The organism is Streptomyces sp. NPDC003038, assembly GCF_040611115.1.
In the GTDB taxonomy this organism is placed as follows: Bacteria; Actinomycetota; Actinomycetes; order Streptomycetales; family Streptomycetaceae; genus Streptomyces.
In genome coordinates this window covers 256,098-277,165 of record NZ_JBEXNN010000006.1, presented here as the reverse complement: position 1 = coordinate 277,165, position 21,068 = coordinate 256,098, and the positions used below count along the sequence as shown (strand labels likewise).

The following is a 21,068-nucleotide window of genomic DNA, read 5'->3' as shown; positions in this document are numbered from 1 at the left end:
ACATCCGGCGCCCTGCGTTACCGTCGGGGCATGGTGGAAGAGACGTTCAGCCTGGGTGGGGACCTGCCGGTACGGCGACTCGGCCTCGGCACGCGAGGCCTGGTCGGACCCGGCTACTGGGGCCCGCGCGGCGAGCGCGGCGAGGCCCGGGCGCTGCTGCGCACGGCGGTTGAGCGCGGAGTCACCCTCATCGACACCGCCGACAACTACGGACCCGAGCTCGCCGAGGAACTGATCGCCGAGGCCCTGTACCCGTACGGGGAGCAGCTCGTCATCGCCACCAAGGGCGGTGTGGTACGCACCGGGCCGGACCAGTGGCACCGGGCGGGGCGCCCGGAACAGTTGCGGGCGATGTGCGAGGCGAGCATGCGGCGGCTGCGCGTGGAGCGCATCGGCCTCTACCAGCTGCACCGCCTCGACCCTTCGGTCCCGATGGCGGAACAGCTGGGCGCGCTGGCGCAGTTGCAGGCGGAGGGCAAGATCCGGCACATCGGCCTGGACACCGTCTCCGCCGAACAGCTGCGTCTCGCCCTGGAGTTGATTCCGATCGCGTCGGTCCAGAACCCCTACAACCTGCTGGACCGGTCCTCGGCGGAGGTGCTCGCGCTGTGCGAGGCCCACGGGATCGCCTTCCTCCCGTACCACCCCTTGGGCAGCGGCGCCCTGACCCGTGAGAGCGCGGCCGCCGTCACGGCGGTGGCCACGGCGCACGGCGCGGGGCCGGGCCAGATCGCCCTGGCGTGGCTGCTGCACCACTCCCCCGTCCTGTGTCCCACGCCGGGCACCGGTTCCCCCGTACACCTGGCGGAGAATCTGGACGCGGCCACCGTCCACCTGACCCCGCGCGAACTGGCGCTCCTGGACGCGCTCGTGTGAACCGGGCCGCCCGGCACCGGGTCAGGCGCCGGTCAGCTCGACGAGCTTGACGACGGTGTTCCAGTTGCGGGTCGTCACATCGATGCCCCTGACGACGGCGGGCCTGGCGAGGGCCTCGGCCAGCTTGGAGCGACCGAGGCCGTTCGGGGCGTAGAGGTAGAGGACGCGGTCGCCGATCCGGTATTCCTCGGGAAGGAACGACGGCGCGTCGAGCGCGGCGAAACGGTCCTCGGCCGGCTGCTCGGAGAAGAAGACGGCGTGGAGCTGCCTGCCCTCCAGCTCGGCGGCCGGGAAGGGGCAGGCGTCGGCGACGGCGCGCAGGTAGTCCCCGTCCACGACCAGGCACGGCACCCGGAAGCCGAAGCGGGCCTCGATGGCCGCCTCCAGCTCCCGGGCGAGCACCGCCGGGTCCTTCTGCGTACTGCTGAAGACGGCATTGCCGCTCTGCAGGTACGTCTGTACGTCGCCGTGGCCGAGGCCCTCCAGCACGGAGCGCAGCTCCGCCATCGGAACCCTCTTGGCCCCGCCCACGTTGACGCCGCGCAGCAGCGCCGCGTATTTCATCATCACGGGCTTCACCGTCACGGCCTTCTTCGTCATGGACGCACCCTAGGCGTCGGCTACGACAGTTGGGCCTCGATGAGGTCGGCCGCCTGGCGGGTGCCGCCCTCGGTGGCCATCTGGGCGCGGACCGCTTCGCAGCGGGCGGCGACCCCGGGTTCGGAGGTCAGGGCGAGGACGGCTTCCCGCAGGGTCGCGGCGTCCGCTTCCTCCATCGGGACGTGCCGGGCCACGCCGAGCGAGGCCAGCATGTCGGCGTTGGAGAACTGGTCGACGGCCTGCGGGACGGCCACCATCGGGGTGCCGGTGGCCAGGCCCTCCTGGCTGCCGCCCGCGCCCGCGTGGGTGATGAAGGCGTCGGCCTGGCGCAGGACGTCCAGCTGGGGAACCCAGCGGTGGACCTCGACGTTGGCCGGGATCTCGCCCAGTTCGGCTTCGTCGGTGAACTTGCCGATCTGTAGGACCACATGCCAGTCGGGGAGGTCCCCGAAGGCCTCGACGCAGGCGCGGTAGAAGGCGGGCTGCTTGGTGAAGGTGGAGCCGAGCGAGACCAGCAGAAGCTTCCTCCCCTCGGCCGCCGGGGGGTGCGGCCAGCTGCCCCGGGTCGCCGTGCGGTCGCCCTGGCAGGCTCCGACGAAGGTGTAGACGGACTCGTCGACGCGGTCGGCGTTCGGCTGGAGGGCGCGCGGGATGAGCACGATGCTGCGGCGCGGGCGGCCGACGAGTCGGTCCGGGTGCTCGTCGATGCCGTTCTCGTCGAGCCAGGCGCGGAAGCGGGCGTAGTACGCCCGGCCGCGCTCGGAGGCACGCAGTGCGGCCGTCATCGGCTCGGCGACCTCCTCCTCGTATCCGGTCCAGGCGACGAGGTTCGGAGAGAGGGAGACGGCCGGGACGCCCCAGCGGCGGGCGAGGACGATCGCGGGGTAGGAGGTGATGTCGTGGATGACGAGGTCCGGCTGGTCGCCCTCGAAGGCGGCTGCGAGTTGCGGAAGCGCCTGGATGGCGTCGTCGAGGAAGGGTTCGATGTTGTCGATGAGTTCGGTGCCCCAGGCCTCGGGCTCGTCGTCGGTGGGGAGCGTGGAGTTCCAGATCACCGGGGTGGCGCCGGTTTCCGTGATCTTCTCGGCGAAGGAGGCGGGGATGGCGTAACTGACGCGGTGACCACGGGCGACGAGTTCCCGGATCACTTCGATGCTCGGGTTCACGTGCCCGTGGGCGGCGATGGAGAACATGGCGATGTGCGCGGGCTTGGCTGAGGTCATGATCCGACCCTAACGAGACGATACGTCTCGTGCAAGGTGTTTATCGTCGGTCATGGCTACGACCCTGGCGCCGGCCCTGCCGCCGACCTCTACCGCTGATACCGCGCCAGCACCCGGTTCCCGTCCACCACCAGGCGTTTCTCCAGCTCAGCGAGGTCGATCGCACCGCTGTAGTACTCCTGCAGGGCCGGGGTCGCGACCTTGTCCTTCCACTCCGGATAGCCGCGGACCGACTGCGCCGGCGCCGGACGCAGCCCGCCGGCCAGCGCCGCGCCGACGGCCCAGCCCCGTTCGGGGGTGCGCAGGGCCGGGTCGGCCAGCGCCCGGGTACCGGTCGGCAGCATCCAGTCGCCGAGGGCGAGGCGGACCATGTTGGCCGGGCTCAGCAGGAAGTCGATGAAGGCCGCCGCCTCCTTCTTGTGCGGGCTGTCCTGCGCGATCGACAGCGTCTGCGGGCTGACCCCCTGCAGCAGTCCGTCCGGGCCGCCCCCACCGGCCGGCGGCGGCAGGACCTGCCACGCGAAGCCGGGCGGGGCCTGCTGGACGATCTGCTGGCGGTACGAGAACCCGAGCGGCACCATCGCGTACTTGCCGCCGAAGAAGCCGGGCAGCGTGTCGGAGCCGCCCATGCCGAGGGTGGTGCGGGAGGCGCTGTGATCGGTGTCCGTCTGGGCCCGGATGGTCGAGGGGACGACGGCGTCGCCCTCGGCCCAGCGGATCACGGCTTTGCCGTCGGCCGCGCGGTGGAAGAGCCGGCCGCCCGCGGACAGGCCGAGGTTGAGGGTGGCGGAGACGGGGTCCTTGAGCGGCCAGGCCACCCCGTACCGGCCGTCGGCGGTCAGCTGCCGGGCGGCTGAGCGGAACTCGGCCCAGCTCCAAGGAGCTGCAGGGGTGGGGATGCGGACCCCGGAGGCCCGCAGCAGCTCGGTGTTGGCCATCAGGACCCGGGGCTCCTGGAGGAAGGGGACCCCGTACACCCCGCCGTCCGCCCCGAAGGTGGTGCTCTCCCAGCTGGCGGCGGGGATGTCTGTCTTGAGCCGGTCCGAGAGCAGCGGCCGCAGGTCGGCGAGGTAGCCCCCGTACGCGAAGTCGGCCAGGTCGTCGGAGGCGTCGTGGATGACGTCGGGCGCCTCGCCGCCCTCGAAGGAGGTCAGCAGCTGGTCGTGGACGCTGTTCCAGCTGCCCTGGACGTACTCGACCTGGATGCCCGGGTGGGCGGCGTTCCACTCGGCGACGAGGGACTTGTTGGCGTCGACGGACTCCTTCTGCCACGCGAGCGACTGGAAGCGGAGCCTGACCGGACCGGACTGCCCGGTGCCGCCGCCGTTGCCGTCCGGCGCCGAGCAACCGCCGAGGGTCCCGGCCGTCAGCGCGAGGCCGAGAGCCACCGCCCACCCGGCCGCGCGCGCCCGCCGCCGTCCGGGCCGGGACCCCGCGGTCCGGAGCGTCCCGGCCCACCCGGGGGCCGTACGGGCCACCCGGGCGCGGGCGCCCGCCGATCCGGGCCGCACCGCTGCGCACAACCGCCGCAGCGCGTCCGTGAGCACCTTCATCAGCTCTTCACCGCCCCTGCCAGCATGCCTCCGGTGATCCGCTTCTGGATGATCGAGAAGACCACCAGGGAGGGGAGGGTCGCGAGGAACGCGGCGGCGGCGAGCGGGCCGAGGTCGGCGGCTCCCTCCGCGCCCAGGAAGTGGGTGAGGACGACCGGCAAGGTCTGTTTCTCCGGGGTCTTGAGGAGGACCAGGGCGAAGAAGAACTCGTTCCAGGCGGTGATGAAGGCGAACAGCGCGGTGGCCACGATGCCGGGCGCCAGCAGGGGCGCGACCACCGAGACGAGCGTGCGCAGCCGCCCGGCCCCGTCCATCGCCGCCGCCTCCTCCAGCTCGGGCGGCACGGCCCGGACGTAGCCCACGAGCATCCACAGCGCGAAGGGCAGCGACCAGACGACGTAGACGAGGATCAGACCGGCCACCGAGTTGATCAGGTGCAGGCTCTTGAGCACCAGGAACAGCGGGATGATCACCAGTACGAAGGGGAAGGCCTGGCTGACGACGACCCAGCCGGTGGCGGCGGCCGACAGCCTGCCCCGCCGCCGGGCGAGGACGAAGGCCGTCGGGGTGGCGAGCACGACCGCGATCAGGGCGGCGCACAGGGCGGCGATCAGGCTGTTCGACGCGGCGATCAGCAGGGGCTGCTCGGCGAAGGCCTGGCGGAAGTTGCCGAGCGTGGGGTCCTTCGGGATCCAGGTGGGGTGCAGGCTGCCGAGTTCGCGCGGCGGTTTGAAGGCCGTGGAGAGCAGCCACAGGAACGGGAACGCGAGGAAGACGAGGTAGGCGGCGAGCGCCGCGTACTGTGCGGCACGGGCCGCGCGGGCGGTGGGACCCGGAGCCGTTCGGCGAGGGGTGGTCCGGCGCGGGGCGGTCCGGCGCGGGGCGGTCCGGCGCGGGGCGGTCCGGCGCGGGGCGCTGTTCACCGTGCCTCGCCTCCTTTCAGCCGTCCGGCGAGGTACACGGCGAGCAGGACCGAGATCACCGCGACCATCACGCACCCCATGGCGGCGGCGTAGCCGAACTGGCCGTAGCGGAAGGCCTCCTCGTAGGCGAAGAGCATGGGCAGCCGGGTGCGGCCGCCGGGCCCGCCACTGGTGAGCACGTAGACCAGCGCGAAGGAATTGAAGTTCCAGATCAGGTTGAGGGCGCTGATGGAGAGGGCCACCGGCTTGATCGCGGGCCAGGTCACGCTCAGGAAGCGGCGCCAGGCCCCGGCGCCGTCGAGGGCGGCGGCCTCGTGGAGTTCGTGCGGGGTGTTCTGCAGGCCGGCCAGCAGGGCGACCGTGGTCTGCGGCATGCCCGCCCAGATGCCGACGACGATGACGGCGGGCAGGGCGGTCGCGAGCCCGCTGAGCCAGTCGGTGTCCCCGGCGAGGCCGAGGCCGGACAGGGTCTCGTTGAGGACCCCCGCGTCCGGGTGGTAGACCAGCCGCCACAAGATCGCGACGACCACCTCGGGCATGGCCCAGGGAATGATCGCGAGCGACCGGGCCAGCCAGCGGAAGCGAAGGTTCTGGTTGAGCAGGAGGGCGAGGCCGAGGGCCAGCAGGAACTGCGGGACGGTCACCCCTACGGCCCACAGCAGGCCGATCCGGAAGGACTCCCAGAAGAGCCGGTCGTGCAGCAGGTCCTGGAAGTTGAGGAGCCCGGTCCACTGGGTGGCGGCGGTCCGGCCGGACTGGGAGTCGGTGAAGGCGAGGGCGATGCCGTAGAGCAGCGGTCCGACACTGAGCAGGAGGATGGGGATGAGCGCGGGCAGGACCAGGAACCAGGCCCCGTGGTCGGCCCGGCGGCGCGCCCGCCCCGAAGACGCCGGGGCCGTGACGGCAGAGGTCACCTTGTACCCGCCTTCCGGGTGGATCACCCGGATCCGGATCCGCCCCGGTCATCGTGCGCAGCCCCTGATGGCGCGTCAAGACACCGCACACCGCGATGCGAGACTTGGCGGATTCACGACGATCCGGCGAAGGACGAGACGAACGGCATGGACGAGGCGCAGGCCAGGGACGTACTGACGGCGGCGGGCCTCACGCGCGACCGGGATCCCGTCCTCCTCGCCTTCGGCGAGAACGCGGTGTTCGCGGTCGGCGAGCTGGTGGTCAAGGTGGGCCGGGAGACGGCACTGCTGGCGCGGGCCGAACGGGAACTCGCCGTGGCGCGCTGGCTCGCCGAGGCCGGGGTGGCGGCGGTCCGCCCGGCCGAGCCGAAGCCGCGGCTGGTGGCCGGACACCCGGTGACCCTGTGGCACCGGCTCCCGGACCCGGTCCGGCCCGCGGGCGCCGAGGACCTCGCGGTACTGCTCCGGCAGATCCACGCCCTGCCCGCGCCGCCGTTCGCCCTGCCCGCGCGGGATCTGCTGGGCGGGGTCGAGCGCTGGCTGCGGCTGGCCGGCGACGCCGTCGACCCGGCGGACGCCGCCTACCTGCGGGCCCGGCGCGATGCCTACGCCGACGAGGTGGCCGCGCTCACCCCGCACCTTCCCCCGGGGCCCATCCACGGCGACGCCCTGCCCCGCAACGTCCATGTGGGCCCGGACGGCCCGGTCCTGCTCGACCTGGAGACGGTATCGGCCGATCTGCGGGAACACGACCTGGTGGTGATGGCCCTCTCCCGCGACCGGTACGGACTGCCCCCCGAGCAGTACGAGGCCTTCGTGACGGCATACGGCTGGGACGTCCGCGACTGGGCCGGCTGCGCGGTCCTGCGCGGCGCCCGCGAAACGGCCGGCTGCGCCTGGGTCTCCCAGCACGCACCGGCCAGCCCGAAGGCACGCGCCGAATTCCGCCGCCGCGTCGCTTCCCTCCGCGACGACGACCGGGAAACGCGCTGGTACGCCTTCTGACCACCGGGGCCGGGCCCGTGTCCTCGCCGTGCGGACCCCCCGGCCGCCCGGCGGTGCGTGACGCCGCCTCATCTCAGGCCGGTACGAGCCCCCGCAACGGCCACGCCGTGTCGATCACCGCGTCCGGAGCGCCCTGGCGGCGCAGGTAGGACTGGAAGTCCCGGGCCCAGCGCGCGTGCCAGGTGCCCTGGCGGGTGTGCAAGTCGGCCGGGGTGAGGGCGGCCACTTCCGGGTGGCGCGCGGCTATCGCGCGGGCCACGTGGACCGCGGCCAGGGCGTCCGCCCCCGCGTCGTGGGCGTCGTCGAGGGTGACCCCGTACACCCCGCAGACCGCCTCCAGGGTCCGCTTGCCACGCCGGTAGCGGTCCACGGCCCGGTCGATGGTCAGCGGGTCGACCACCGGCCCGGTCTCCATCCCGCCGAGCCGGTCGGCCAGCGAGGGCAGCCCGTGCCGGGCCAGTTCCGCCGTGAGCAGGGTCAGGTCGAAGGCCGCGTTGTACGCGACGACCACCGCGCCCCGCCGCCAGTGCCCGACCAGCACCTGCGCGATCTCGTCCGCGACCTCACGCACCGGGCGGCCCTCGGCGACCGCCCGCTCCGTGCTGATCCCGTGGATCGCCGACGCCTGCTCGGGGATCGGTATCCCCGGATCCGCGAGCCAGCCGCGCCGCTCGCGCACCTCACCGCCCCGCACTTCGACCACCGCGGCCGTCACGATCCGCGACTCACCCGGCTCCGTGCCGGTCGTCTCCAGGTCGAACCCGATCAGCACACCGCCGTGCCAGTCCCCCATGCCGTGCCAGCCCTCCACCCCGTGCCCCTCCCCCGTGCGTACGTCAACGGCCTTCAGCCTGACACGGAGCACTGACAGCGGTGCGGCGGCCCCTCCCGGACTGTCAGGACACCGGTGGGGGCACCGGGCCGGGACCAGCGTCGGCACACCGGGGGGACGGCCGGCACGGACGACCCTCAGGACACGGGCCGGGAATCCTCCCACACCGACTCGAATTCCTCCCGGTACGTGCTGAAGAGCCCGTGGTCCGCGTCCTTGGGCACACCCCGCCCGCCGCCCCGCAGCACCAGTACCGGCGCCTCCATGCCCCGGGCCCGCCGCAGGTAGGACTGCACGACCGCGATGCCCGAGGACTCCCCCTCCACCAGATAGGCGGTGAAGCGCGGGGTCTCGTCGAAGACGTGGATCTCGAACCGCGAAGGGTCCCGCAGCCCCGCCCGCACCCGCCGCACGTGCAGGATGTTCATCTCCACCGAGCGGCTCAGCTCGCCCTTGCGCAGTCCGAGTTCCCGCTCGCGCCGTTTGACCGCGCTGCTCGCCGGGTTCAGGAACAGCAGCCGCACCCGGCAGCCGGCCTCCGTGAGCCGGACGAGTCTTCGGCCCGAGAAGTTCTGGACCAGCAGGTTGAGACCTATGCCGATGGCGTCGAGCCGCCGGGCGCCGCCGAAGAGGTCCTCCGCCGGAAGCTGCCGCTGGAGCCGTACCCGGTCCGGGTGGACCGAGATGACGTCCGCGTACCGGTCGCCCACCAAGTCCTCGACGGCGTCGATCGGCAGCCGGTCCGCGGACGGGCTGCCCGCGCCCCCGCCCAGTACCTCCAGCAGCCGCGCCGAGGCCCGCTCCGCCTGCTCCAGCACCGCGCGCGACAGCGCCCGGTTGCGGGAGACGACGTTGCGCGTGACCTCCAGCTCGTCCAGGGCCTGCTCGATCTCGCGCCGGTCGTCGAAGTACGGCTCGAAGCACGGCCAGTGCTGGACCATCAGTTCCCGCAGCTGCGGCAGCGTCAGGAAGCTCAGTACGTTGTCGTCGGCCGAGTCGAGCAGGTAGCCCTTGCGCCGGCTGACCTCGCGCACGGCCACGGCCCGCTGCACCCACTCCTGCCCGGCGGGTCCGGCCGCGGCGACGACCCAGTCGTCGCCGCCGTGCACCGGCTCGTAGATGGGCCGCAGCACCGCCCCGACCACCGACCGAAGCCGCTGTTCGATCAGATTGAGCCAGATGTAGGCCCGGCCCGCGCGCTGCGCCCGGGTGCGCACCTCGCTCCAGGCCTCCGCGCTCCAGTCCAGCTCGGCCCCGGCCCGTACGCCTCCGGCCGCCGCCGGGCCGCCCGCCAAGGAGACCGCCCCCGCCGCGACCCCCGGCGATGCCCCGCCGGGGGCACTCCCTGGGGAGTCCGCCGGGCCACCCTCGTGACCGCTGTCACCAGGGGGCAGCTCCAGACCTCCCGAGCTCACCCGTGCACCGCCTTCTGCGTCTGGACGCCCGTCTCCAGTGATCACGGAAGGGTACTCCGCGCGCGCGGCCCGATGCAGCCCGATGGCCCGTACACCGGCTGCCCGTTGACCCATTATCGGATGCGCGGACAGTCCACTGACCCGCATATCAGCTCTCCGGGTCACCCGGTAGGCGCATCCCATGTCCACGCGTGGCGCCCCTCTTTCGGGGAAGATCTGGCAGTGACGTGGTCCACGCCGGATCAAAGCCGGAGCAGGATGGGAAGAGTCGTTATCTATGCAGGTCTGGCCGGGACAGGCGTATCCGCTCGGCGCCACTTACGACGGCGCCGGCACCAATTTCGCGGTCTACTCCGAGGCCGCCCGACGCATCGAGCTGTGCCTTCTCCACGACGACGGCTCGGAGACCGCCGTCGAACTGCGTGAGACGGACGCCTTCGTCCGCCACGCCTACCTGCCCGGCATCATGCCGGGCCAGCGCTACGGATTCCGCGTCCACGGCCCGTACGCCCCCGAGCACGGGCTGCGCTGCAACGCGGCGAAGCTGCTGCTCGACCCGTACGCGCGGGCCATCAGCGGCAGCGTGGACTGGGGAGAGGAGGTGTACGGCTACCACTTCGGCCGGCCCGACTCGCGCAACGACATGGACTCGGCCCCGCACACCATGAGCTCGGTCGTGGTGAACCCGTACTTCGACTGGGCCAATGACCGGCCGCCGCGGCACGAGTACCACCACACCGTGCTGTACGAGGCCCACGTCAAAGGCCTGACGATGCGCCATCCGGACCTCCCCGAGGAGCTGCGGGGCACGTACGGGGCGCTCGCGCACCCGGCGGTCATCGGGCACCTCACCAAGCTGGGGGTGACGGCGCTGGAGCTGATGCCCGTACACCAGTTCGTCAACGACCACCGTCTCGTCGACGACGGCCTGAGCAACTACTGGGGCTACAACACCATCGGCTTCTTCGCCCCGCACAACGGCTACGCCTCGGGTGACCGGGGCCAGCAGGTGCTGGAGTTCAAGTCGGCGGTCCGGGCCCTGCACGAGGCGGGGATCGAGGTGATCCTGGACGTGGTCTACAACCACACCGCCGAGGGCAACCACCTGGGCCCGACGCTGTCCTTCCGCGGGCTGGACAACGCCTCGTACTACCGGCTGTCGGACGACATGCGGCACTACACCGACACCACCGGCACCGGGAACTCGCTGCTCATGCGCTCCCCGCACGTCCTCCAGCTCATCATGGACTCGCTGCGCTACTGGGTCACCGAGATGCACGTGGACGGCTTCCGCTTCGACCTCGCGGCGACCCTCGCCCGCCAGTTCCACGAGGTGGACCGGCTGTCCTCGTTCTTCGACCTGGTCCAGCAGGACCCGGTGGTCAGCCAGGTGAAGCTCATCGCCGAGCCCTGGGACCTGGGCGAGGGCGGCTACCAGGTGGGCAACTTCCCGCCGTTGTGGACCGAGTGGAACGGCAAGTACCGGGACACCGTACGGGACTTGTGGCGCGGGCAGCCGCGCACGCTCGCGGAGTTCGCGGGGCGGCTGACCGGCTCCTCCGACCTCTACCAGGACGACGGCCGAAGGCCACTGGCGTCCATCAACTTCACCACCTGCCACGACGGCTTCACCCTGAACGACCTCGTCTCGTACAACGAGAAGCACAACGAGGCCAACCGGGAGGGCAACCGGGACGGTGAGACGCACAACCGGTCCTGGAACTGCGGGGTGGAGGGACCGACCGAGGACCCGGAGATCGTGGAGCTCCGGGAGCGCCAGATGCGCAACTTCATCGCCACGCTGATGCTGTCTCAGGGCGTGCCGATGCTCAGCCACGGCGACGAGTTCGCCCGCTCCCAGGGCGGCAACAACAACGCGTACTGCCAGGACAACGAGCTCTCCTGGGTGTGCTGGCCCGAGCCGGGCAAACCGGCCCCCGCCCTGCTGGAGTTCACTCGGCGGATGGTGTGGCTGCGGCGCGACCACCCGGTGTTCCGCAGGCGCCGGTTCTTCCACGGGCGGCCGGTGGAGGGCACGCACGACGAGCTCTCCGACATCGCCTGGTTCACCCCGTACGGCGAGGAGATGCGGGCCCGCGACTGGCAGGCGCAGCACGCCCGGGCGCTGACGGTGTTCCTCAACGGGGAGGCGATCTCCGAGCCCGGCACGCGCGGGGAGCGGATCACCGACGACTCGTTCCTGCTGATGTTCAACGCGGGCGCCGAGCCGCAGGACTTCACCATCCCGGCCGGGCACGGCGCGCAGTGGCGGCTGGTCGTGGACACCGCGCGGGCGGACGTACTGGCACCCGGCACCGGGCCGCAGTATGCGGCCGGGGACCGGGTGGCGCTGGCGGGGAGGTGCCTGGTGGTCCTTCAGCGCCCGGCGTAGGCGGTGCTCTCCCCAGGGGCCCGGTCGGCAGCCGGGGAGGCCGTCGGCGGGGCCGCCGGGGAGGCCTCCGGCGAATCCGTCTGCCGTGCGGGGATGAAGGCCCCGGCATGCGTACGGGCGGCGGGCACCCGGGTGACGAGGGCGAGGGCCAGGCACAGCGCGGCCGCCCCCACCGCGACCGCGAAGGCCCCGGCGGGCCCGTACCGCTCGGCCAGGCGCCCCGAGACGGCGAGCGCGATGGCCTGGCCGGCGACCAGCGAGCTGGCGGCGAAGGCCATCGCCTCGGCGAGCCGGGCCGGTTCCACGGCCCGCTCGGTGAGGGCGAAGGCGGTGATCAGGTGCGGGGCGTAGGCGGCTCCGAGGACGGTGACGACCGCGTACAGCGGCGCCAGGGTGTCGGTGAAGAGGAGCGGCACCGAGAGCACCAGCGCGGCGCCGGTGGCGACCCGCCAGCGCAGCCGCAGCCCGAAGCGGGCCGGCAGCGCGCCGAGCCCGAGGCCCACGGCCGCGCTGACCACACCCATGGCGGCATAGACGATCCCGGCCTGGCCGGGGACGCCCAACTGGGCGGTGAGCGCGGCGATTCCGGCCTGGCAGGCGCCGAACATGGCGCCCTGGAGCGCGAGCGATCCGCGCACGGCGTACACGACGCGCGGGTGCCGGAGCCGGGCCGGGAGCTGGAGCCGGGCCGGGGTCCGGAGCCGGGCCGGGCCCTTGCCTTCCCCGCCCCGGACCCGGGCCGGGCCCTTGCCCTCCTTGCCGGCGGCCCATGCCCGCGTCCCGGCCGTGACGGCGGCGGTCGGGTGCAGCGCGTAGGCGGTGCCGAAGACGGCGACGAGTCCGGCGGCGCCGCCGAGGGCGACGGCCGGGTGCGCGATGAGCGCGGCGAGTCCGACGAGTGCGGGGCCGAAGACGAAGGAAACCTCGTCCAGGGTTCCCTCCAGGGAGTGGACGGCGCCCACGACGCTCTCGTCGGATTCGGCGCGGTGCGCCAGGGCCACGGAGCGGGTCCGGGCGAGGGGTCCGATCAGCGGTACGGAGGCCCCGGTGACAGCGGCGATCGCGGCGAGCGGGACGGTCGCGAGGCCGCCGAGGGCCCCGGCGACGAGGGCGGCGGTGGCGACGGCGTTGACCGCGGCGGCGCTCAGCACGACGGGCCGCTGCCCGTGGCGGTCGGAGATCCGGCCGAGGACGGGTCCGAAGACCACCTGACCGGCGGAGAGGGTGCCGCCGACGATGCCGGCGGTGGCGAGGGAGCCACTGGTCTGGGCGACCAGCAGGACGCTCCCGAACTGGGACATCGCGACGGGCAGTCGGGCGAGGAACGACACGAGCGGGAGTAGGGGCCCGGTCAGGGCGATGACTCTTCGATAGGTGTTGACGGTTCCAACCACCCGAGGGACGTTAACCCGGTGCAGTCACTCGGATGCATTGGGTAATGGCACGGAATCCGGCAGGCTGGGTACGTACGTTCTCATGAGCCAGCCGCAGTCAAACACGCAACCGGAATCCGATGCTCCGACTCCTGTCACTCCAGCGTCGACCTACCGCCTTCAGCTGCGTCCGGAGTTTCCCTTCGCGGCGGCCGAGGCAGCCGTACCGTACCTCGCCTCTCTGGGCGTGTCACACCTGCACCTCTCCCCCGTGCTGGAAGCGGTGCCCGGCTCGGCGCACGGGTACGACGTCACCGACCACTCCCGCGTACGCGCCGAGCTCGGCGGCGAACCGGGCCTGCGGTCACTCGCCGCGGCCGCCCGGGCCCACGGGCTCGGCGTGGTGCTCGACATCGTGCCGAACCACATGGCGGTGCCGACGCCGCTTCGGCTGAACCGGCCCCTGTGGGAAGTGCTGCGCGAGGGGCCCCGCTCGCCGTACGCCCGCTGGTTCGACATCGACTGGGAGGCGGGCGGCGGCCAGGTACTGCTGCCGGTGCTCGCCGGACCGCTTGATTCCAGCGCGCTCAAGGTGGACGGGGAGGTCCTGCGCCACGGGGAGCACGAGTTTCCGCTGCGGGAGGGGACGGCGGGGCTGGAGCAGTCCGCGCTGCTGGCCGCGCAGTGGTACCGGCCGGCCTGGTGGCGGGAGGCCCGGACCGCGCTCAACTACCGCCGGTTCTTCACCATTTCGGATCTGATCGGCGTCCGGGTGGAGGACCCGGAGGTGTTCACCGCCACGCACGCCAAGGTGCTGGAGTTGGTCCGGGACGGGGTCGTCGACGGGCTGCGGATCGACCATGTGGACGGGCTGGCGGACCCGGAGGAGTACCTGCGGCGGCTGCGGGCGGCGGCGGGACCGCACTGCTGGGTGGTGGTGGAGAAGATCCTGGCCCGCCACGAGGGGCTCCCGGCCGCCTGGCCCGTGGCCGGGACGACCGGGTACGACGCCCTGCACCGGGTGGACGGGGTGCTCACCGACCCGGCCGGCGCCGCCGAACTGGCGCGGCGGTATGCGCAGTCCACCGGCCTTCCGGGCTGGGAGGAGACCGCCGCCGCGTGCGCGCGTGAGGTGCTGACCGACGACCTGGCCGCCGAGCTGGCGGCGCTGGAGCGGCAGGCCGGGCCCGAACTGACCGAAGCGGTCCGCGAATTGCTGATCGCCTATCCGGTCTACCGGCCCTACCCCGGCGAGCCGGAGCCGGATCCGCAGGCGCAGGAGCGGGCGGCCGAGGTGGCCGGCCCGGGCGCGGTGGCCGGCGTACGGGAGCTGCTGCGTCGCGATCCCGCCTTCGCCGCGCGCTTCGCCCAGACCTCGGCGGCCCTGCGCGCCAAGTCCCTGGAGGACCGGGCCTTCTACCGGTACGCCCCCCTGCTCTCGGCCACCGAGGTCGGCGGGGAACCGGGCGGACCGGCGGTGTCGCCGGCGGAGTTCCACGCGTACTGCGCCGACCTGGCCCGCCAATGGCCCGGATCCGGGACCGTGCTGTCGACGCACGACACCAAGCGCAGCGCGGACGTCCGGGCCCGGATCGCGGCGCTGTCGCAGGCGCCCGAACTGCTGGAGCGGCCCGCGGGCCCGGATCCCCAGCTGGCGTGGGTGGCCGGGCAGACCGCCCTGGGGCTCGGGCACGCTCCGCAGGCCCTGCCCCGCCTGACACAGGCCCTGCTCAAAGCGGTCCGCGAAGCCGCCCTGCACACCAGCTGGACCGACCGGGACGAAGCGTACGAGGCGACCGTGCCGGGGTACGTCCCGGCCTCCCGGGACCTGCCGCCGGAACTCGCCGAGGCCGCTCGCGCCAACCTCCTCGGCATGACACTGCTGCACCTGGCGATGCCCGGCGTCCCGGAGATCTACCAGGGAGCCGAGACCGAGTTCCGGGCCCTGGTCGACCCCGACAACCGGCGCCCGGCCGTCTTCCCCCGGGAAGACCTGGCCCGCCTCGACGCGGGGGCCGCCCCGCACGGCCAGGCGGACGAGAAGCTGGCGCTCACCTCCGCCCTGCTGCGGCTGCGCCGGGACCGGCCCGGCCTCTTCACCGGCTACACCCCGCTCGCGGCCCGCGGCCCGGCCGCCGACCACTGCCTGGCCTTCGCCCGGTCACCCGGCCTGGTGGCGCTGACGACCAGGCTCTCCCACCGGCTGGCCGCCTCGGGCGGCTGGCGCGGCACGACCCTGCCCCTGCCGCCGGGCCGGTGGACTCCGCTCCTGGCAGCGCCGGGGACGCACGGCACCCCGTACGAGGGCGAGGCCGGACTTGACGAGCTCCTCTCCACCTGGCCGGTGGGTGTCCTGCTCCGGGACGACCAGAGCGTGGCTGTCCGGGGACCCCGGTGACCGGGTACGGCCGGTCACCACACCCGCCGGGCGCGCCCGCACGCCGGACCCGGCGCGGCTGACCGGAGCCGACGCCGCCGACGGACGGCGGCACCTCGGGGGCCGGAGCCCCTCTGGGCGGCGACCCGGCAGCTGCCCCTCCGGTGTGGGCCGCACCGGCGTTCCGGCCGTCATCCGAGGCTAGGCCGTAGCGATCAGCTCGGCGAAGGCCGCCGCCGCACCGGTCAGGGGCACCCGGGAGAAGACTGCCAGGGGCCGGTGCCACGGCGGGTCGAGGGAGAGCAGCACGCAGTCCTCGCCGAGGGCGCCCCGGACCATGTGGGCCGGGGCCACGACGACGCCGACTCCGGCGGCCGCCATCCGTACGGCCGTCGAGGTGTGCTCCGTACGCAGCACCGTGCGCGGGGTGAAGCCGACCGCGCCCGCCGCCCCATCGATGGCAAGTGCGGGGCGCGCGGAGCAGTAGGGGGCGGGCGCGGCGGGCATGGCATCCCATGTGACCCTCCTCCGTGACATGCGCTACCCCACCCCGCACGAACTCGCGCTGGCAGCCCGTGTGCTGGCGGACGCGCATCCCGGCCCGGTCCGGCTCCGCCAGACCGGCACCTCCCGGGCCGGGCAGCCCCTGTGGCTGCTGTCCGTCGCCGCCGCCGACGGCCCGCCGGGGCCGGGCCGCAACGTCCTGGTCGTGGCCGGGGCACACGCCAACGAGCCCGTCGGCGGCGCGACCGTCCTCTCCCTGGCCCGCCGCGTCATCCGCGACCCGGCGCCGCGCGCCGGGTGCGGCTGGCACTTCCTGCTCTGCGCGGACCCGGACGGCGCGGACCTGCACCGCACGCCCCACCCGTACTCGCTCCTCGACTACCACCGCAACTTCTTCCGGCCCCCCGGGCCCGAACAGCCCGAGTGGGCGCCGTCCTTACTGCCCCCGGACCGGCTGCCGCCCGAAACCCTCGCCCTGACCGCGCTCATCGACGAGCTGCGGCCCGTCCTCCAGGTCTCCCTGCACGCCACGGACCTCGGCGGTTCCTGGGTGCAGCTCACGCGGGACATCCCCGCCCTCGCCGAACCCTTCGCCACATCCGCCGCGGAGCTGCACATTCCGGTGGAGACCGGGGCCGCGGACGCGGCGGGCTGGCCCTCCCCCGGGCCCGGGATCTTCGTGATCCCGGAGCCGGGGAGCGAGGCCGCCGGGACCTTCCATCCGGAGGACACGCGGCTGAGCACCTGGTACCACGCCCACCGGTACGGCGGCACCACCGCCATCGTGGAAGTCCCCATGTGGGCCTCGGACCTGGTGGACGATCCGGCGCCGCACCCCGACCCGCGCGGCGTCCTGCGGATGCTGGCCGGGCGGCTCGACCGCGATGCCGCCCTGGTGGCCGGGGTGCGGGACGGGATCCGGCCCGCACCGCCGCTGTCGCCGTACGATGACCCGGCCGCGGCGCCGCTGCTGCGCGCGGTGGACTGGACGCTCGCGCTGATCCCGCGCATCAGCGCCGGGTGGACCGGCGCCGAAGCCCCCGCGGAGGCCACCACCGCGTACATCGCGGGCATCGACGCCTTCGGGCGCCGCCTGTCGCTGCGGGCCGCCGCGATGCTGCTGCGGGTGCTGCGCACGCAGGGACATGCGGCCGCGCCCGGACTGGACCGGCTCGTCACGGGATGGTGCGAGGAGTTCGCGGCCCGGTTCCAGGCACGCTGGGTGCCGGTGACCGCGCAGGTGGAGCACCAGTCCCGCACCGTACTGGCCGCGTACGAACGGCTCGTGGCGGCCGGCCGCTGACGGGGGCGGCGGGCGTGGCCGCGGGCGTCCTCGGTGAGGTGCAGGCAGTCCATGGGGGCCATCCTGCGCGGTGGCTCCCGGCAGCGCGCCGCCGCGTCCACCGCGTCCACCGCGCCCGCCGCGTCCACCGCGTCCGCCGGGCACGACATGCCCCCGCCCCGAGGGACCGCCCCGCCGGCCGTGCCCTCAGGCGGCGTCAGCTCGCCGACAGCCGGAAGCTCACCTTCCCGAAGCTGATCTGGTCACCGTCCCGGACCACGGCCGAGCCGGTCACCCGGCGCCCGTTGACCGTGGTCCCGTTGGTGGACCCGAGGTCCTTGAGCACCCACACCCCGTCCCGCAGTATGAGCTCCGCATGCGCCCGGGAGACGGTCTCGTGGGTGAGCCGCAGCCCGTTGCCGGGATCGCGGCCGATTCCCAGGGCCCCCACGCTCGGGTGCGGGAGCAGCAGCTTGGGCAGTCTCTCGACGGCCCACGCACGCCGGACACCGACGGTCACGGCGGAGGCCCGGCCGACCCAGCCGAACAGTCGTCGGACCCAAGGGTTTTCGGTGCTCTTCCGGCCTTCGAGGTCCGCGGTGAGGACGGCGAGGTCCTCGGGCCGGCGGGCGACCAGCGCCATTTCCATCCGGCGCATGAACGTGTCCTGCGACAGCTTGCCGACGGCCACGCCCTCCCTGAGCTGACCGAGCGCGTGGTCACGCTCCGCATCGGAGAGGCGCGGCACGGGGAAGGCGGGGAACTCGAAACTCGACGTCACAGGGTGATTGTCGGCCCGTCGGGGCCGGAGTGTCCAGAACTCCCGCGCGGTGCCCGGAATGATGGGCAGGATACGCATGCTGGACACCGCCGGAGACGAGGGGACCGTCCGTGCAGTTCGAGGTCTGGGCACCGCTGACAGGTCATGTCGCCATGCGACTCGACGACGCGACGTACGACATGGCGCGCGATCCGGACCGGGACGGCTGGTGGGTCGTGGCGGCCCCCGCCGCCGACGGGGCGCGGTACGGGTTCCTGCTGGACGGCGCCGACGCGGACGCCGTCGTACGGCCGGACCCGCGCGGGCGACGGCTGCCCGACGGGCCCGACGGGTTGTCCGCGGTGGTCGACTTCCGGGAACTCACCCCTCAGGGACCGCCACCGCGCACTCCGCTTCAGGACGCGGTCCTGTACGAGCTGCACATCGGCACCTTCACCCCCGAGGGCACCTTCGACGCCGCGGCAGCCCGCCTCGGGCACCTCAGCGCGCTCGGCGTCACGCACGTGGAGCTGATGCCGGTCTGCTCCTTCCCCGGCCGTCACGGCTGGGGGTACGACGGGGTCGCTCCCTGGGCGGTGCACGAGCCGTACGGCGGCCCGGCCGGCCTCGCCCGCTTCGTGGAGGCGGCCCACACCGCCGGGCTGGGGGTGGTGATGGACGTGGTCCACAACCACCTCGGGCCCTCCGGCAACCACCTCCCCGCCTTCGGCCCGTACTTCACCGACACCCACCACACCCCGTGGGGCACGGCGGTGAACCTGGACGCCCCCGGCTCCGACGAAGTGCGCGCCTACTTCCTCGGCAGCGCGCTGGCCTGGCTGCGCGACTACCGGATCGACGGGCTCCGCCTCGACGCCGTGCACGCGCTGGCCGACGGCCGGGCACTGACCTTCCTGGAGGAACTGGCCGCGGCCGTGGACGAACTGGCGGCCGAGACCGGCCGCCCGCTGTTCCTGATCGCCGAGTCCGACCGGTGCGACCCGCGCACCACCACCCCGCGCGCCGAGAACGGTCTGGGCCTGCACGCCCAGTGGAACGACGACTTCCACCACGCTCTGCACTGCGCGCTGACCGGCGAATCCCAGGCGTACTACGGCGATTTCGCCGCGGCCCCGCTCGCCGCCCTCGCCAAGACCATGACCCGGGTCTTCTTCCACGACGGGACCTGGTCCTCCTTCCGCGGCCGCAGCCACGGCCGACCGGTGGACCACCGACGCACCCCGGCCCACCGTTTCGTCGGCTACACCCAGACCCACGACCAGATCGGCAACCGGGCACTGGGCGACCGGCTCGCCGCCTCCCTCTCCCCCGGGCTGCTGGCGTGCGCCGCGACCGTGGCGCTGACCGGGCCGTTCGTGCCGATGCTGTTCATGGGCGAGGAGTGGGGCGCGGGCACGCCGTGGCAGTACTTCACGGACCATCCCGACCCGGAGCTCGCCGAGGCGGTCCGCACCGGCCGGCGCCGGGAGTTCGCCGCGCACGGCTGGAAGGCCGAGGAGATCCCGGACCCGCAGGACCCGGCCACCCGGGACCGGTCCTGCCTGGACTGGGCCGAGCCCGGGCAGGACGCGCACGCGCGGCTGCTGGCCTGGTACCGCACCCTCGTCGCGCTCCGCCGCACCCATCCGGACCTGCGCGACCCGGACCTGGCGTCGGTGCGGGTGGCCCACGACGAGGAGCGGCGCTGGCTCACCTTCCGCCGTGGTGACGTACGGGTGGTCGTGAACCTCTCCCCCGACCCGGCCACGATCGCCCTGGGGCGCAACGGTGTACGGGTGCTCGCCGCCTGGGAGCCCCTCGAACCCCCGAGTCCGGACGGGCGGATCCACGTACCGGGCGAGTCGGCGGTGATCCTCGGCCCCTAAGGGCTGTGGACGGGGGCCCGGACGGGGTCGGGGGCCGGCAGAAAGGAGCTGCGTTCGCCGGGCCGTGTCGTCACTCGACGACGGCGAGCTCGCGCCGGGCGTTGTTGAGGCGGCGCCCGCCGTGCTCGGTGACGGTCACGATGTCCTCGATGCGGACGCCGAACCGGCCGGGCAGGTAGACGCCCGGTTCCACCGAGAAGCACATGCCGGGGACGAGGGGCTGTTCCTCGCCCTCGACCATGTACGGGGGCTCGTGGGTCGTGACGCCGATGCCGTGGCCGGTGCGGTGGATGAAGCGGTCCCCGTAGCCGAACCCGGTGATCACCGCCCGGGCGACCCGGTCGACCTCCTGGCAGGCGATGCCCGGCCGGACCGCGGCGGTGGCCGCCTGCTGGGCCTCGCGGACGATGTCGTGGACACGCTGCTCCTCGGCGCTCGGCTCGCCGACGTGCACGGTGCGGGAGATGTCGGAGCCGTAGCCGTCGCGCAGGCCGCCGAAGTCGAGGACCACCATGTCGCCGTGCCGGATCACCCGGTCCCCGGCCTCGTGGTGCGGGTTCGCGCCGTTGGGGCCGGAGCCGACGACGGTGAAGTCGACCTGGGAGTGGCCGTGTACGCGCAGCAGGGCGGCCAGGTCGGCGGCGACGTCGGTCTCCCGGCGGCCGGCGAAGGGGACGTGGAGGATCTGCGCGTAGGCGGCGTCGGCGGCCGCGCCGGCCGCCGCGAGGCGTTCCAGTTCCCGCTCGTCCTTGACCGCGCGCAGCATGGGCAGGGCGTCGGTGAGCGGGACGTACGAGGTGGTCGGCAACTCCCGCTGGAAGCCCAGGAGATGCAGGGCCCAGGTGTTGTCGCTCACCCCGAACCGCCCGGCGAGGTCCAGCAGCGGGGCGGCCACCGTGTACGGGTTCTTCCCGTCGGCCCAGTCCCGCAGGGTGAGCGCCGGGGCACCCGGGGCCTTGGCGGCGTCGGGGGCCTCCAGCGTGGGCACGACGAGCACCGGCTCCTGCCCGGCGGCGAGCACGAGGACGGTCAGCCGCTCGGTCTCGGCGGTGGGACGGTAGCCGGTGAGGTGCGCGAGGTCGGGACCGGGGGCGATCAGCAGCCCGGCCAGTCCCGCGTCGGCGGCGCTCTGCGCGGCGGCCTCCATCCGCGC

Annotated in this window: 16 protein-coding genes and 1 pseudogene; 6 read left to right on the top strand and 11 right to left on the bottom strand. The window is 73.6% G+C overall.

The window, feature by feature from the left end; genetic code table 11:
- Nucleotides 1-30 precede the first annotated feature (30 nt).
- Nucleotides 31-876 carry an aldo/keto reductase gene (locus ABZX75_RS10855; protein ID WP_355409810.1) on the top strand — a complete coding sequence of 282 codons (846 nt, stop codon included), beginning with the start codon at nt 31-33 and terminating at the stop codon, nt 874-876.
- Between the two features lie 21 nt (nt 877-897).
- On the opposite strand, the gene ABZX75_RS10850 is transcribed toward ABZX75_RS10855, so the two are convergent.
- From ABZX75_RS10850 to ABZX75_RS10830, 5 genes are all read right to left on the bottom strand, one after another.
- The gene (locus tag ABZX75_RS10850) at nt 898-1,476 is read right to left on the bottom strand and encodes a DUF1697 domain-containing protein (protein ID WP_355409809.1); all 579 of its coding nucleotides are present in this window, start codon (nt 1,474-1,476) and stop codon (nt 898-900) included.
- 20 nt (nt 1,477-1,496) lie between these two features.
- On the bottom strand, nt 1,497-2,699 hold the full coding sequence (gene mgt / locus ABZX75_RS10845; protein WP_355409808.1) for a macrolide-inactivating glycosyltransferase: 1,203 nt from the start codon (nt 2,697-2,699) through the stop codon (nt 1,497-1,499).
- Between the two features lie 89 nt (nt 2,700-2,788).
- Nucleotides 2,789-4,252: an extracellular solute-binding protein gene (locus ABZX75_RS10840; RefSeq protein ID WP_355409807.1), complete on the bottom strand. Its 1,464-nt coding sequence runs from the start codon at nt 4,250-4,252 to the stop codon at nt 2,789-2,791.
- On the bottom strand, nt 4,252-5,175 hold the full coding sequence (locus tag ABZX75_RS10835) for a carbohydrate ABC transporter permease (RefSeq protein ID WP_355409806.1): 924 nt from the start codon (nt 5,173-5,175) through the stop codon (nt 4,252-4,254). The genes ABZX75_RS10840 and ABZX75_RS10835 overlap by 1 nt, the downstream gene beginning before the upstream one ends.
- Nucleotides 5,172-6,089 (bottom strand): sugar ABC transporter permease, encoded by a 918-nt coding sequence (locus ABZX75_RS10830; RefSeq protein WP_355409805.1) that lies wholly within the window; start codon nt 6,087-6,089, stop codon nt 5,172-5,174. Before ABZX75_RS10830 ends, ABZX75_RS10835 begins: the two co-directional genes overlap by 4 nt.
- Before the next feature lie 147 nt (nt 6,090-6,236).
- On the opposite strand from ABZX75_RS10830, the gene ABZX75_RS10825 reads away from it, so the two are divergent.
- Nucleotides 6,237-7,094: an aminoglycoside phosphotransferase family protein gene (locus ABZX75_RS10825; RefSeq protein ID WP_355409804.1), complete on the top strand. Its 858-nt coding sequence runs from the start codon at nt 6,237-6,239 to the stop codon at nt 7,092-7,094.
- 73 nt (nt 7,095-7,167) lie between these two features.
- Here ABZX75_RS10825 and ABZX75_RS10820 read toward each other — a convergent pair whose 3' ends face one another.
- Together ABZX75_RS10820 and ABZX75_RS10815 are read right to left on the bottom strand one after the other, a co-directional pair.
- A complete protein-coding gene (locus ABZX75_RS10820; protein ID WP_355409803.1) occupies nt 7,168-7,887 on the bottom strand; it encodes a 3'-5' exonuclease in 720 nt (239 codons plus the stop codon).
- Nucleotides 7,888-8,063: 176 nt separating this feature from the next.
- Nucleotides 8,064-9,341 carry an SAV2148 family HEPN domain-containing protein gene (locus tag ABZX75_RS10815; RefSeq protein ID WP_355409802.1) on the bottom strand — a complete coding sequence of 426 codons (1,278 nt, stop codon included), beginning with the start codon at nt 9,339-9,341 and terminating at the stop codon, nt 8,064-8,066.
- A 277-nt stretch (nt 9,342-9,618) separates the two neighbouring features.
- Here ABZX75_RS10815 and glgX point away from each other — a divergent pair, with 277 nt between their 5' ends.
- On the top strand, nt 9,619-11,733 hold the full coding sequence (glgX, locus tag ABZX75_RS10810; RefSeq protein ID WP_355409801.1) for a glycogen debranching protein GlgX: 2,115 nt from the start codon (nt 9,619-9,621) through the stop codon (nt 11,731-11,733).
- Here glgX and ABZX75_RS10805 read toward each other — a convergent pair.
- Nucleotides 11,718-13,127 carry an MFS transporter gene (locus tag ABZX75_RS10805; protein ID WP_355409800.1) on the bottom strand — a complete coding sequence of 470 codons (1,410 nt, stop codon included), beginning with the start codon at nt 13,125-13,127 and terminating at the stop codon, nt 11,718-11,720. The two genes, glgX and ABZX75_RS10805, sit on opposite strands and share 16 nt — an antisense overlap.
- Before the next feature lie 82 nt (nt 13,128-13,209).
- Here ABZX75_RS10805 and treY point away from each other — a divergent pair, with 82 nt between their 5' ends.
- Nucleotides 13,210-15,504 (top strand): malto-oligosyltrehalose synthase, encoded by a 2,295-nt coding sequence (gene treY, locus ABZX75_RS10800; RefSeq protein WP_355409799.1) that lies wholly within the window; start codon nt 13,210-13,212, stop codon nt 15,502-15,504.
- 180 nt (nt 15,505-15,684) lie between these two features.
- Here treY and ABZX75_RS10795 read toward each other — a convergent pair.
- Nucleotides 15,685-15,942 (bottom strand): annotated as a pseudogene (locus ABZX75_RS10795) (LysR substrate-binding domain-containing protein); the annotation flags it as partial.
- Nucleotides 15,943-16,000: 58 nt separating this feature from the next.
- On the opposite strand from ABZX75_RS10795, the gene ABZX75_RS10790 reads away from it, so the two are divergent.
- Nucleotides 16,001-17,290, top strand: coding sequence for a M14 family zinc carboxypeptidase (locus ABZX75_RS10790; RefSeq protein WP_355409852.1), 1,290 nt, complete (start codon nt 16,001-16,003; stop codon nt 17,288-17,290).
- 196 nt (nt 17,291-17,486) lie between these two features.
- On the opposite strand, the gene ABZX75_RS10785 is transcribed toward ABZX75_RS10790, so the two are convergent.
- The gene (locus ABZX75_RS10785) at nt 17,487-18,050 is read right to left on the bottom strand and encodes a DUF1707 and FHA domain-containing protein (RefSeq protein WP_355409798.1); all 564 of its coding nucleotides are present in this window, start codon (nt 18,048-18,050) and stop codon (nt 17,487-17,489) included.
- A gap of 110 nt (nt 18,051-18,160) precedes the next feature.
- Here ABZX75_RS10785 and treZ point away from each other — a divergent pair, with 110 nt between their 5' ends.
- On the top strand, nt 18,161-19,915 hold the full coding sequence (gene treZ, locus ABZX75_RS10780) for a malto-oligosyltrehalose trehalohydrolase (protein WP_355409797.1): 1,755 nt from the start codon (nt 18,161-18,163) through the stop codon (nt 19,913-19,915).
- A 70-nt stretch (nt 19,916-19,985) separates the two neighbouring features.
- On the opposite strand, the gene ABZX75_RS10775 is transcribed toward treZ, so the two are convergent.
- Nucleotides 19,986-21,062, bottom strand: coding sequence for an aminopeptidase P family protein (locus ABZX75_RS10775; RefSeq protein WP_355409851.1), 1,077 nt, complete (start codon nt 21,060-21,062; stop codon nt 19,986-19,988).
- Between the last annotated feature and the right edge of the window lie 6 nt (nt 21,063-21,068).